General features: G+C 69.1%; 10 protein-coding genes. 6 read left to right on the top strand and 4 right to left on the bottom strand.

Annotated elements, in window-relative coordinates:
* Positions 1 to 40 precede the first annotated feature (40 nt).
* Both QF046_RS06675 and guaA read left to right on the top strand, forming a co-directional pair.
* A complete protein-coding gene (locus QF046_RS06675) occupies positions 41 to 553 on the top strand; it encodes a DUF3817 domain-containing protein (protein ID WP_307367486.1) in 513 nt (170 codons plus the stop codon).
* Positions 550 to 2,139, top strand: a complete 1,590-nt coding sequence (guaA, locus tag QF046_RS06670; RefSeq protein ID WP_307367484.1) for a glutamine-hydrolyzing GMP synthase — start codon at positions 550 to 552, stop codon at positions 2,137 to 2,139. The genes QF046_RS06675 and guaA overlap by 4 nt, the downstream gene beginning before the upstream one ends.
* Positions 2,140 to 2,186: 47 nt before the next feature.
* Here the strand turns inward: guaA and QF046_RS06665 are convergent, their stop codons facing one another.
* Positions 2,187 to 2,387 (bottom strand): hypothetical protein, encoded by a 201-nt coding sequence (locus QF046_RS06665; RefSeq protein ID WP_307367482.1) that lies wholly within the window; start codon positions 2,385 to 2,387, stop codon positions 2,187 to 2,189.
* A 183-nt stretch (positions 2,388 to 2,570) separates the two neighbouring features.
* A complete protein-coding gene (locus QF046_RS06660; RefSeq protein ID WP_307367480.1) occupies positions 2,571 to 4,190 on the bottom strand; it encodes a TPM domain-containing protein in 1,620 nt (539 codons plus the stop codon).
* A 217-nt stretch (positions 4,191 to 4,407) separates the two neighbouring features.
* Here QF046_RS06660 and QF046_RS06655 point away from each other — a divergent pair, with 217 nt between their 5' ends.
* Together QF046_RS06655 and QF046_RS06650 are read left to right on the top strand one after the other, a co-directional pair.
* A complete protein-coding gene (locus QF046_RS06655) occupies positions 4,408 to 4,833 on the top strand; it encodes a YciI family protein (RefSeq protein WP_307367478.1) in 426 nt (141 codons plus the stop codon).
* A gap of 107 nt (positions 4,834 to 4,940) precedes the next feature.
* Positions 4,941 to 6,113 (top strand): RNA polymerase sigma factor, encoded by a 1,173-nt coding sequence (locus tag QF046_RS06650; RefSeq protein WP_373425751.1) that lies wholly within the window; start codon positions 4,941 to 4,943, stop codon positions 6,111 to 6,113.
* 70 nt (positions 6,114 to 6,183) lie between these two features.
* Here the strand turns inward: QF046_RS06650 and QF046_RS06645 are convergent, their stop codons facing one another.
* Together QF046_RS06645 and QF046_RS06640 are read right to left on the bottom strand one after the other, a co-directional pair.
* Complete coding sequence (locus QF046_RS06645) at positions 6,184 to 6,453, bottom strand: GlsB/YeaQ/YmgE family stress response membrane protein (protein WP_307367473.1); 270 nt, start codon at positions 6,451 to 6,453, stop codon at positions 6,184 to 6,186.
* Between the two features lie 177 nt (positions 6,454 to 6,630).
* On the bottom strand, positions 6,631 to 7,557 hold the full coding sequence (locus tag QF046_RS06640; RefSeq protein WP_307367470.1) for a Bax inhibitor-1/YccA family protein: 927 nt from the start codon (positions 7,555 to 7,557) through the stop codon (positions 6,631 to 6,633).
* An 88-nt stretch (positions 7,558 to 7,645) separates the two neighbouring features.
* Between QF046_RS06640 and QF046_RS06635 the strand changes: the two genes are divergently transcribed.
* Positions 7,646 to 8,629, top strand: coding sequence for a glycerophosphodiester phosphodiesterase family protein (locus QF046_RS06635; protein WP_307367468.1), 984 nt, complete (start codon positions 7,646 to 7,648; stop codon positions 8,627 to 8,629).
* Positions 8,630 to 8,740: 111 nt separating this feature from the next.
* A complete protein-coding gene (locus QF046_RS06630) occupies positions 8,741 to 11,845 on the top strand; it encodes a lamin tail domain-containing protein (RefSeq protein WP_307367465.1) in 3,105 nt (1,034 codons plus the stop codon).
* Positions 11,846 to 11,956: the final 111 nt, after the last annotated feature.

Here is an 11,956-nt window from a genome sequence, read left to right as displayed (position 1 = left end):
CCGGGCGGAGCGCTCAGGAGGCGGCCACTAGAATGGGGGCATGGCTGAACCGAAAGTCGCGAGCTTCCCGGCGATCCGCGGTGCGCTGAAGTTCTATCAGATCGCCTCGATCATCACCGGCGTCATGCTGCTTCTGCTCGTGACCGAGATGGTGCTGAAGTACACGCCCATCCGTCAGGAGCTGTTCCTCGGAGGGTCCGGCGGATTCCTCTGGTTCGCGGATGTGGTGCAGGGCCCTGAGAAGCTGGAGTCGACCGGCGACGGCGTCAACCTGTCGCTGGGCATCCTCATCGCGCACGGCTGGTTCTACGTCGTGTACCTCTTCGCATGCTTCCGGATGTGGAGCCTGATGCGCTGGCCGTTCCCGCGCTTCATCCTGCTCGCACTCGGCGGCGTCATCCCGCTGCTGTCCTTCATCATGGAGACGCGCGTCGCGCGCGACGTGAAGGTCTATCTCTCCGGCCGCGAGGCATCCGACGCCTCCGCCGATGCCGCATCCGCCACGGACGCAGCCACTCGCACCTCGACCACCACCCCGGAAGGTTCCCGTTGACCGAGCAGACCGAGACCCAGCAGCGCCCCGCGCTCGTCGTCGACTTCGGAGCGCAGTACGCGCAGCTGATCGCCCGCCGCGTGCGGGAGGCCGGCGTGTACAGCGAGATCGTGCCGCACACCGCGACCGCGGCGGAGATCGCCGCGAAGAACCCGGTCGCGCTGATCCTCTCCGGTGGACCGTCGTCGGTCTACGACGAGGGCGCGCCCAAGCTCGATCCCGCCGTGTTCGAGCTCGGTGTGCCGACGCTGGGCATCTGCTACGGCTTCCAGTACATGGCGCAGACCCTGGGCGGTGAGGTCGCGAACACAGGCCTGCGCGAGTACGGCGCCACCGATGCGCACATCGCCGCGGGTGACAGCAGCACCCTGCTGGGCGGTCAGCCCGCGGAGCAGAACGTGTGGATGAGCCACGGAGACCAGGTCTCCCGCGCCCCCGAGGGCTTCGAGGTGCTCGCCACGACGGATGCAACCAAGGTCGCCGCCTTCGCGAACGAGGAGCGCCGGCTGTACGGCGTGCAGTGGCACCCCGAGGTCAAGCACTCCGACCACGGCCAGGAGATCCTGGAGAACTTCCTGCACAAGGGCGCGGGCCTGCCCGCCGACTGGAACAGCGGCAGCGTGATCGCTGAGCAGCTCGAGCGCATCCGCGAGCAGGTGGGCGACGCCCGGGTCATCTCGGCCCTGTCCGGCGGCGTCGACTCCGCCGTCTCCACCGCGCTCGTGCACCGGGCCATCGGCGACCAGCTCACCGCGGTCTTCGTCGACCACGGACTGCTGCGCAAGGGCGAACGCGAGCAGGTCGAGAAGGACTACGTCGAGTCCACCGGCGTGCGGCTGATCACGGTCGACGCGGTCGACACGTTCCTCGGCCACCTCGCCGGCGTCACGGACCCCGAGACCAAGCGCAAGATCATCGGCCGCGAGTTCATCCGCGCCTTCGAGCAGGTGCAGCTCGACCTGGTCGAAGAGGCCAAGGCCACGGGCGGCGCACCCGTCAAGTTCCTCGTGCAGGGCACCCTGTACCCCGACGTCGTCGAATCCGGCGGGGGAGCGGGCACCGCGAACATCAAGTCGCACCACAATGTCGGCGGTCTTCCCGAGGACCTGGACTTCGAGCTGGTCGAGCCGCTGCGCGCCCTGTTCAAGGACGAGGTCCGCGCGATCGGCCGCGAGCTCGGCATCCCCGAGGCCATCGTCGGCCGCCAGCCGTTCCCCGGACCGGGCCTCGGCATCCGCATCATCGGCGAGGTGACCCGCGAGCGTCTGGAGATCCTGCGCGAGGCGGATGCCATCGCCCGCGAGGAGCTCACCAAGGCGGGCCTGGACCAGACGATCTGGCAGTGCCCGGTCGTGCTGCTCGCCGACGTGCGCTCGGTGGGTGTGCAGGGCGACGGCCGCACCTACGGACACCCGATCGTGCTGCGCCCGGTCTCCAGCGAGGACGCCATGACGGCCGACTGGACCCGCCTGCCCTACGACGTGCTGTCGAAGATCTCGAACCGCATCACCAATGAGGTGCGCGAGGTCAACCGGGTCGTGCTCGACGTCACGTCGAAGCCACCGGCAACCATCGAGTGGGAGTAGTCTCCCGCACCCATCGCGAGACTTGCCTTTCTGCATGAGACTGCACGTCAGACGTTCAGTCTCATGCAGAAGCAGAAGTCTCGCGGATGCTCGCGCATCGGGGGAGCGGATGCTAGAAGCGGCGTCCCCCGGAGCGGCCCGACGAGCGACTCCCGCCGGATCGGCTGCTGGACCGCGACGAACTGGATCGTGACGAGCTCCTGAAGGACGATCGCGATGATCCGCCCCGGTACGACGAACCGCCCCATCCGGAGGACGATCCGCCGCCGCTGCCCGAGAACGCGCCGGACAGGGCGCCGATCGCGACTCCGATGAGGACGAAGACCACGACCGCGCCCGGATTCCCATCGGCCACCGAGAAGCCGCTGATGAGGCCGAAGACTCCACCGCTGACGGCACCCCACAGTGCCTTCCCGCCTGTGGAAGGGCCGTCATCGGCGTACGAGCGCGGGCTGGACGCGGACGCGGACGCGGACGCGGACGGCGAGTCGTACATGATCGGGCTGTCGTCGGCAGCGCGGGGCGGAGGCGGCGAATCGCGATGCGGATCCCGCAGCGGACGCCGCGACCGGTGCCGACACCGCCTGCACCTCACCGGCGGCGGCGAGCGCCGCCGCGGCGAGACGCTGCACCTCACCGGGGTCGGTGGCCGACTTCGCCTCGGTGAGCCGGCGCTGCGCCAGGTACAGGCGGCTCAGCGCTGCTGACCTCACCCCACCGGTCCGGCCCTGCACCGAGGCCTGCGCGGCGCGCACGGCCCGCTCCGCCTGCTCGACGGTCGCCGGGGACTGCGCTGAGCCGGGGGATGCCGTGGCGTGGCCCGACAGCACCTCCGCGTAGGCGCTGATCGCATCGCGCAGGTCACCGGCTTCGGCGAGCAGGCGTTCGATCTCGTGCACGGAATCCGCGATCGCACGCGGCTTGCGCGCCTGGACAGCGGCCTCGAGTGCGATGAGCTCGTCGTCCGCGTCGCTCAGACGCTGCGCGATCTCGCGGGGGTTCTCGGCCACACTGACCAGTTCGGCGGGCGGGAAGGCTGCGGTGAGTGTCGCAAGGCGCTGCTCGGCATCCTGCTGCGTCCGCGTCGCCTCCGCACGGGCGGTCTTCAGCCGTTCCAGGGTCTCGGCGGAGTTCTTCGCGAGGGCGCGCAGCGCGGCGAGCTGCTTCCTGCGATCCTCGAGCGCGTGATCGACCTTCGCGCAGAGGTCGAGGATGCCCTTCGTCCACGCCCTGGTGTCATCGCGGGTGTCCTCGACGGCATCCTGAAGCTTCTCCAGCAGCTGGAACGCCGCCTGCAGCTTCGAACGGCAGTCCGCGAGCACGGCGGCGTACTCGGCTGTGCTCTCCTCACCGAACTCCGCCGTGACGAATCCGAGCTCCTGCTCGCTGGTGCGCACGGCCTCGTCGGTCTGCACGAGCCGCTGCGCCGCGTGCTTCTTCCGTCCCTCCAGAGTGCGCAGCTCGGCGGCCAGTGCGGCACGACGTCGCACGAACAGCACGATCCTCGTGATGATGAAGACGATCAGCGCGAGCCCGCCCACACCCAGCACCCACACCCACCACGGCCACGGCACCTTTGTGAACTCGTAGCCGACGTACTCGATGCCACCGGCCCAGTCGTCCTTGCTCAGATAGTCGCCACCGAGCTGGTCCTCGATCTTCAGGATGCGGGATTCCGAGAGCGGGCCGGCGTCGACGCCGTCACCGCCGTACTCGGCCGAGATGGCCAGGGTTCGTCCGTCGGTCGCGATCGCGAGAAGGTACTGGTCGGAGGCGAGATTGCTGCGCACCGCGGTCTTGTCCGCCCAGGCGAGTGCGTTGTCCGGGTCCTCGAAGTCCGGGACCAGGATCACGTACAGCTCCGGCCGGTCCTCAGCGCCGGCGAGTTCGCCGAGCTGCTGCTCCAGCTTCTGTTCCGCGGAGTCGGTGAGCACCCCCGACAGGTCGGTGACGTACCCGGGATCCAGATCGACGGGCGTCTCGGCCATCGCCGCGCTGCCGGATCCGAGCAGCATTCCGATGGTCAGCGCCAGAGCACCCCCGACGGTCATCGTCCTCATCCGTGTTCCCCGCATCGTCCGCCCCTTCACGCACAGCCGGTGCCCCGATCAGCGCTTCGTCCGTGCACCCATCATGGCAGGGGAGGCATGCGGGAAAGATTCTCAGAAGATTCTCGCCGTGATGTCGATCCGGCGTCTTCTCATTCGACGTCTTGAATGAAAGGGTCGAGAAACGGCCCTCCACCCACAGGTACAAAGGAGAGACATCATGAAGTTCATGCTCATCATGCGCGCGACCGACGAGGCTGTGAAGGCGTACGAGGAGACGCCCTTCGAGCAGGTCATCGAGGCCATGGGCAAGTACAACGAGTCGATGATCAAGGCCGGCGTGCTGCTGGCGGGCGAGGGGCTGACCGACGCCGCCGAGGGCTTCGTCGTCGACTTCAGCGCCGAGAAGCCGCTCGTCACCGACGGCCCCTACGGCGAGACGAAGGAGCTGTTCAACGGCTTCTGGATCATCGAGACCGCCACGCGCGAGGAGGCCGCCGAATGGGCGGGCCGCGCGCCGCTCGGCCCCGGGTCCTTCCTCGAGGTGCGCCGCGTCACCGAGATGTCGGATTTCCCGGCCGACAACGAGTGGATCGAGAAGGAAGCCGGCTGGCGCGAGGAGCAGGCGCAGCGCGCCGAGGGCTGATCGTGTCCGCGGATGAATCGACGGCGGGCCCCGCGGCGAACGCGGGGCGCGCCGTCGCCGCGGTGTGGCGCATCGAGTCGGCGAAGATCGTGGCCACGCTCACGCGGATGACCGGCGATTTCCCGCTTGCGGAGGATCTCGCGCAGGAGGCCCTCGCCGAGGCTCTCGAGCAGTGGCCGGATGCCGGGGTGCCCCGCAACCCGGCCGCCTGGCTCACCGCCGTCGCGAAGCGCCGGGCCGTGGACGCCTGGCGTCGCCGTGAGCGGTACGACGACCGCATCGCCGCGATCGCCCACGATCTGGAGCGAGAACAGGATGCGTCATCCGATGCGCCGCCGTGGGATCCGGATGCCGTGGACGACGATGTGCTGCGCCTGATCTTCATCGCCTGCCACCCGGTGCTCTCGCGCGAGGCGCAGGTCGCGCTGACGCTGCGCGTGGTCGGCGGTCTCGGCAGTGAGGAGATCGCCCGGGCCTTCCTGGTTCCCACGGCCACGGTGCAGCAGCGCATCGTGCGGGCCAAGAAGACACTCGGAGCGGCGAACGCGCCTTTCGAGCTGCCGCCGAGGGAGGAATTCCGGGAGCGGCTCGGCGGTGTGCTCGGCGTGCTGTACCTGATCTTCAACGAGGCGCACACGGCAAGCGCGGGGGAGGACTGGATACGGCCGGATCTCGGGCGCGAGGCGACGAGGCTGACCCGCATCCTCTCCGGTCTCGTGCCCCGCGAGCCGGAGGTGCACGGTCTGCTCGCCCTGATGGAGCTGACAGCCGCACGCTTCCCCGCCCGCGTCGACCGCAACGGCGATCCGGTGCTGCTCGCCGATCAGGACCGTTCATGCTGGGACCGTGCGGCCATCGCGCGAGGCCGTGCCGAACTGGTGCGCGTGGACGCGCTCGGGCGCGGCAGGGGCGGATACGCGCTGCAGGCGTCGATCGCCGAATGCCATGCCGTCGCCGCATCCGTCGACGACACCGACTGGAATCGCATCGTGCTGCTGTACGAGGCCCTCGGCAGGCTGACGCCCTCGCCCGTCATCGAGCTGAACCGCGCTGCGGCGGTCGCGATGGCGACGGGGCCGGCATCCGCTCTGCGCATCATCGACCAGCTGGACATGGCCGGCGAACTGCGCGGCTATCACCTGCTCCCGGCGACACGCGGCGAGCTTCTGCTGCGGCTCGGCCGTCGCGACGAGGCGCGCGCCGAGTTCGCGACCGCGGCACGGCTCGCCGGCAACGAGCGTGAACGAGCTCTCCTCGAGCTCAAGGCGCGGCAGCCCTGACCGCACCAGCAGACGCAGAAGAGGCAGGCCCCCGCGAACGGGGACCTGCCTCTTCTGTGAAGACCTGAGGTCAGGCCTTGGAGCCGCTGCGTCGGCTGACGATGGCACCGTAGATCAGGAGAACGATGATGGAGCCGCCGATGGCGCACAGCCACGTTCCGATGTCGAAGAATCCAGAGATGTCCAGACCGAACAGACCGCCGATCCATCCGCCGACGATGGCGCCGACGACACCGAGCAGCAGTGTTATCAGCCATCCGCCGCCCTGCTTGCCGGGAAGGATCAGCTTGGCGATCGCTCCGGCGATGAGACCGAGAAGAAGGAATCCGAGGAAGCCCATGAGAGTCTCCGTTCTTTGTTCGACACGGCGGGTTGCCGCGTGTGCACCAAGAATGCCCCATCCTGCGGGAGACCGGTACCACCTTGCGGGCGCGTCGGGTATTGCGCTAAGGATGCCGTGAACGCCGGAAGGCCGCCCTCCCGGGGGAGAGCGGCCTTCTGAACGGGGGCGGTGGGGTCAGTTGTTCCCACGCAGGATGGCGATCATGCGCAGGATCTCGACGTACAGCCACACGACGGTGACCATGATGCCGAAGCCGCCGATCCAGCCGAACTTGCGGGGAGCGCCGTTGCGGACGCCCTGCTGGATCTGGTCGAAGTCCATCACCAGCGAGTACGCGGCCATGAAGACGACGAGGATGCCGAGGATCAGACCGATCGGGATGCCGGCGATCGTGGCACTGCGCATGCCGAACATCAGCTCGCCGGGCAGCACGTTGGTCCACATCAGGACGACGTTGAGCAGCGAGAACACCAGGTAGCCGACCATGGCGATCATGAAGATCTTGGTCATCTTCGCCGAGGCGCGAACCTTGCCGCTGGCGAACAGGGCGAGGGTCACACCGACGACGGCCACGGTCGCGAGGGTGGCCTGCATGACGATGCCGGGCCAGATGGTCTCGAAGTAGGCGGAGATGCCACCGACGAACAGACCCTCGAAAGCGGCGTACGCGAAGACCAGAGCAGGACGGACCTTCTTGCGCGAGGTGAAGATGACGACCATGGCGAGCACGAAGCCACCGAGTGCGCCGACGATCCACGGGGTCAGGTCAGCGGTCAGCTGTCCGGTGGCCTGGTCGATCGTGACGGTGGATGCCGTCCACACCCAGCCGACGACCGCGGTCACGAGGAGCACGGCGAACAGCGACACGGTCTTCCAGATCGTGTCCTCGACCGTCATCCGGTCGGTCTCGATCGCACCGGCGGACGGCGCGGCGTACATGCCCTCGAACTGGGCGTTCGCGGCGGCATCGACGGCCGCGTTCTGCGCGGTCTGTGCGGGCGGCGGGGCGTACTGAGTGGCCTGCGGGCCGCCCGGATACGTGGCTGCCTTGCGCGGGTCCTGCTTCTGGAACGCGGGGTTGTTGAATGCGAAGTTGCTCATGGTGTGGCCTCTGCTCCCGAGGGATCGGTCAACTCTTTCCTCAAAGATACCCGGCGGAGCTATGACTGGGGTGCTTTACGCTGAAAGCGTGCCCAGGAAATCTCCGCTCGTCATCGGGCATCGCGGTGCCCCCGGCTACCGCCCCGAGCACAGCCGCTCCTCGTACGAATTGGCGTTCGCCATGGGGGTGGATGCGGTCGAACCCGATGTCGTCGCCACGAAGGACGGCGTGCTGGTCATCCGGCACGAGAACGAGATCTCCGGCACGACGGATGTGGCGCGGCATCCGCAGTTCGCCGACCGCCGCACGACGAAGACCATAGATGGACTGCCCCTCACCGGCTGGTTCACCGAGGACTTCACCTGGGACGAGCTCGCCACCCTGCGCACCTGCGAGCGACTCCCCAAGATCCGCACGTCCAGCGCGAGCTTCGACGGCACCCAGCCCATCCTGAGGCTGATCGATCTGCTCGATATGGTGCGTGCGGCATCCGTCGAGCACGGGCGCGAGATCGGCATGGTGCTCGAGATCAAGCACGCCACCCATTTCGCATCGATCGGCCTCGATCTGGTTCCGCTGATCGAACGCGACCTGCGGGCAGGCGGCTGGGCCGACGGGGAGCTGCCGCTGGTGATCGAAGCATTCGAATCCACGGTGCTGGCGCAGCTGCGCGAGACCGGCATCGCGGCATCCTTCGTCTACCTCATCGAGGCGAACGGCAAGCCCTTCGACCTCGTCTCCACGCTGGGGCGGGCGGCGCCGGACTACTCGTCGACCGTCACGCCGGCCGGCCTGGACCGGCTGCGCGGCGAGGTGGACGGGATCAGCGTGAACAAGCGGATGCTGCTGCAGCCGGGCAGCACGATCGTCGCGGACGCGCACGCCCGCGGCCTCAAGGTCTTCACCTGGACATGCCGACCCGAGAACGTGTACCTGTCGGCGCCGTTCCGCGCGAGCGGAGGCAAGGCCGCCTTCGGCGACTACGAGGCCGAGTGGCAGGTGATCGCCGACACCGGCGTCGACGGCGTCTTCGTGGACCACCCGGACCTGGGCGTGGCCTTCTTCGGCTGACCGCTCGGCGGCGCACACCCCGATGTTCACCTGACCGACACCCGATCGTCGTCGGGACGTCAGGCGCAGCCGGTTCTCTGGCAGGAACCCGTCCGATGACCCTGGAGTCTCATGCCCCGCCTGCCCCGCCGGCTCGCGATGACAGCCGTGTGCGCACTCAGCGCCGCCGCGGTCATCACCGCGCCCCTCGCCGCATCCGCGGTCGAACCCATCCCCGCCGCCACCGCCGGCATCGCGCTGAACGAGATCGTCTACGACGACATCCCCACCGGCCTTGCCGATCAGGTCGAGCTCTTCAACGCGGGTACGGCGCCCGTGTCGCTGGACGGCTGGAAGATCTCGGACGACAAGCGCGACCGCTTCGGCGGCGTCCCTGCCGGTACGGTCCTCGCGCCGGGGGAGTTCCTGGTGCTCGTCAACGGCGTCGACTTCGACTTCGGCCTCGGGAAGAACGACCAGGTCGTCCTCTACGACGCCGCCGGGAGCGTGGTCGACGAGTACGCCTATGACAACACGGCGCCGCAGTCCACCTGGGCCCGCTGCGCCGACGGCACGGGTGCCTGGGCTCCGGCCACGACCGCCACCCCTGGCGCCGCGAACGACTGCTCCGTCGCACCGGTCGCGGGTTCCATCCTCATCAACGAGGTGGACTCGCAGCCCGCCGACTGGGTGGAGTTCGTCAACCCCGGCACCGAGGCGCTCGACATCTCGGGCTACGAGATCCGCGACAACTCCGACGACCACCGCTGGCAGTTCCCTTCGGGCGCCACGATCGAGCCGGGCTCGTTCCTGGTCGTCGACGAGGCCAGCATCGGAATCGTCGGCGGAGTGGAGACCGCGTTCCGCGACCCGATCGGCATCGGCAGCGCCGACCGCATCCGCCTCTTCGATCGCGCCGGCGAACTCATCGATGACACGCTCCCGTGGAACGGGCACGCCGCGATCGACGGCGACTCGACCGAGGCCACTCTCGCGCGCTGCCCCGACGGCCAGGGTGTGTTCGTGCTCGCCCACGCCACACCGGGCGCGGCCAACTCCTGCGTGCTGCCCGAGGTCGTGATCAACGAGATCGAGTCGAACGGCGACGCCACCGACTGGGTCGAGATCGTCAACAGCGGCTCGACGGCCGTCGACATCTCGGGCTGGTCCGTGATGGACGGCGATCCGATCGGTCACGCCGACGAGACCACCCCGCTGCCTGCGGGCACGATCCTCGAGCCGGGTGCCTGGTTCGTCTTCGACCAGCCGCGCGATTTCGTGTTCGGGCTCGGCAAGGGCGACACCGTGACCGTGCGCAACGCCACCGGTGTGACCGTCGACGAGCACGTCTACACCGACCACGCCGAAGGCGTCTGGGCACGCTGCGCCGACGGCACGGGCGACTTCGCCGACCTGGCGGTGTCGACCAAGGGTGCGCGCAACGCCTGCGGCAATCCGGTGCGCATCAACGAGGTCGAGTCCGACGGCGGATCGCCGGACGACTGGATCGAACTGGCCAACCCCACGGCATCCGTGCTCGACGTGTCGGGCATCGTCGTCAGGGACGACGATGACGCACACGCGTACACGATCTCGACCGGCACGACCATTCCCGCCGGCGGCTACCTCGTGATCGAGCGCGACCAGCTCGGCTTCGGGCTGGGCAAGGACGACGCGGTGCGCCTGTTCGACGGCGATCTGCTGGTCGACGAGACCGCCTGGGGTGCCGACCACGCCGCCGTCACCTGGGGGCGCTGCCCCGACATCACCGGGGCGTTCGCCGTGACGGCCGAGTCCACCAAGGGTGCCGCCAACGTCTGCGCCGGAGAGATCGCCGTCGCACCGTGGCCCGGCTCCGCCGAGGTCCGCGCGCTCGACACCGTGCCCACGTTCCTCGAGGACAGCTCGGGTCTGGACGTGCAGACGATCGACGGGGGAGCAGTGCTCTGGGGCATCGACAACGGCGAGGGCCGACTGTGGAAGCTGCGGGCCTCGGCTGACGGCTCGGTCGCGCAGATCCCCGGCTGGGAGCAGGGCAAGCGCATCCGCTACCAGAAGGACGCGAACGACCCGGGTGCGGCCGGACCCGACACCGAGGGCGTGACCGTGGACGACGACGGCTTCGTCTATGCGGCGTCCGAGCGCGATAACAGCGTCAAGGGCGTGAACCGCAATGTCGTGCTCAAGGTGGATCCCGAGTCGGATGCCGCCGACCTGATCGCCGTGCAGGAGTGGGACCTCACCGAGATCTTGCCCGCCGTCGGTGCGAACCTCGGCATCGAGGCCGTCGAGTGGGTCTCGGACGACGCGTTGGCGGGCAAGCTGTTCGACGACCGCACGAAGGCGCCCTACGACCCGGCCGACTACGCCGGACACGGCGATGGGCTGTTCTTCGTCGCCATGGAGGACAACGGCCACGTGTACGCCTTCGCGCTCGCCGCGGACGGCTCCGCGACGCAGGTCGCGGAGATCGCCCCCGGCCTCGCCGGAGTGATGGGCCTGGACTACGACTCCGCGCTCGGCGTGCTCTGGGCGGTCTGCGACGACGGATGCCAGGGCCGCTCCGCACAGATCACGCTGAACGGCACCGCGCAGCCGGGCATCGCGCAGTTCGCCCGTCCGGCGGGACTTGCCGACATCAACAACGAGGGCTTCGCGACAGCGCCGGCCACGCTGTCGATCGACGGAAACCGCCCGGTGTGGTGGTTCGCGGACGGCTTCGCGAAGGAGGCACTGCACGTCGGCAGCCTGCCGGGTGGTACGGATGCCGGGACGCCTGGCGGCGGGGACACGGACGAGCCCGGTGGCGGGGATGACTCCCCGCTGCCCGGCACCGACCTGACCGACGCCAACCGCGCCGGTGTGACGGTGGATCCGGCCGTGGCTGCGCCCGGTCAGCGCGTGACGGTCACCGCCGGTGCCGAGCTCGCCGGTGAGGACGCCTCGGTGTGGCTCTACTCCACACCGCAGCGGATCGGCGGCGGAGCCCTGGACGCGCAGGGGGCGATCTCGGTCGTCATCCCGAAGGATGCTGCGCCCGGTGCGCACCGGATCGCGGTGTACTCGGCATCCGGAGCCCTGCTCGGCTGGACCGACATCCGGATCACGGCATCCACCGCGCCGGATGGAGCGCTGGCGACCACGGGAGCCGCGACGCCGTACGCGGCGCTCGCGCTGGCCCTGATGCTGGTGGCCGGGGGAGCGCTCGCGCTGACCCGCCGGCGGCGTCGGGCCTGAGGACGTTCACCCGGGGCAGGAGATCCGCCCAGAACAGGACGGATGCTGAGGAATCCTCCTGTCCCGGGTGGATCTCCTGTCCTCGTGACAGGAGGCGCGGCGCGCGCGCCG

The sequence above is a fragment of the Microbacterium sp. W4I4 genome (assembly GCF_030816235.1).
Lineage (GTDB): Bacteria > Actinomycetota > Actinomycetes > Actinomycetales > Microbacteriaceae > Microbacterium.
Note: the sequence above shows the minus strand (reverse complement) of the source record. Positions and strands in the feature narration are given on the sequence as shown.

What these genes read in the sequence shown, in the direction of transcription:
- QF046_RS06675 (WP_307367486.1), top strand. Translation starts at nt 41, where the DNA reads ATGGCTGAACCGAAAGTCGCGAGCTTCCCGGCGATCCGCGGTGCGCTG.
- QF046_RS06665 (WP_307367482.1), bottom strand. Translation starts at nt 2,387, where the DNA reads ATGGGGCGGTTCGTCGTACCGGGGCGGATCATCGCGATCGTCCTTCAG.
- QF046_RS06660 (WP_307367480.1), bottom strand. Translation starts at nt 4,190, where the DNA reads ATGACCGTCGGGGGTGCTCTGGCGCTGACCATCGGAATGCTGCTCGGA.
- QF046_RS06655 (WP_307367478.1), top strand. Translation starts at nt 4,408, where the DNA reads ATGAAGTTCATGCTCATCATGCGCGCGACCGACGAGGCTGTGAAGGCG.
- QF046_RS06650 (WP_373425751.1), top strand. Translation starts at nt 4,941, where the DNA reads ATGACCGGCGATTTCCCGCTTGCGGAGGATCTCGCGCAGGAGGCCCTC.
- QF046_RS06645 (WP_307367473.1), bottom strand. Translation starts at nt 6,453, where the DNA reads ATGGGCTTCCTCGGATTCCTTCTTCTCGGTCTCATCGCCGGAGCGATC.
- QF046_RS06640 (WP_307367470.1), bottom strand. Translation starts at nt 7,557, where the DNA reads ATGAGCAACTTCGCATTCAACAACCCCGCGTTCCAGAAGCAGGACCCG.
- QF046_RS06630 (WP_307367465.1), top strand. Translation starts at nt 8,741, where the DNA reads ATGCCCCGCCTGCCCCGCCGGCTCGCGATGACAGCCGTGTGCGCACTC.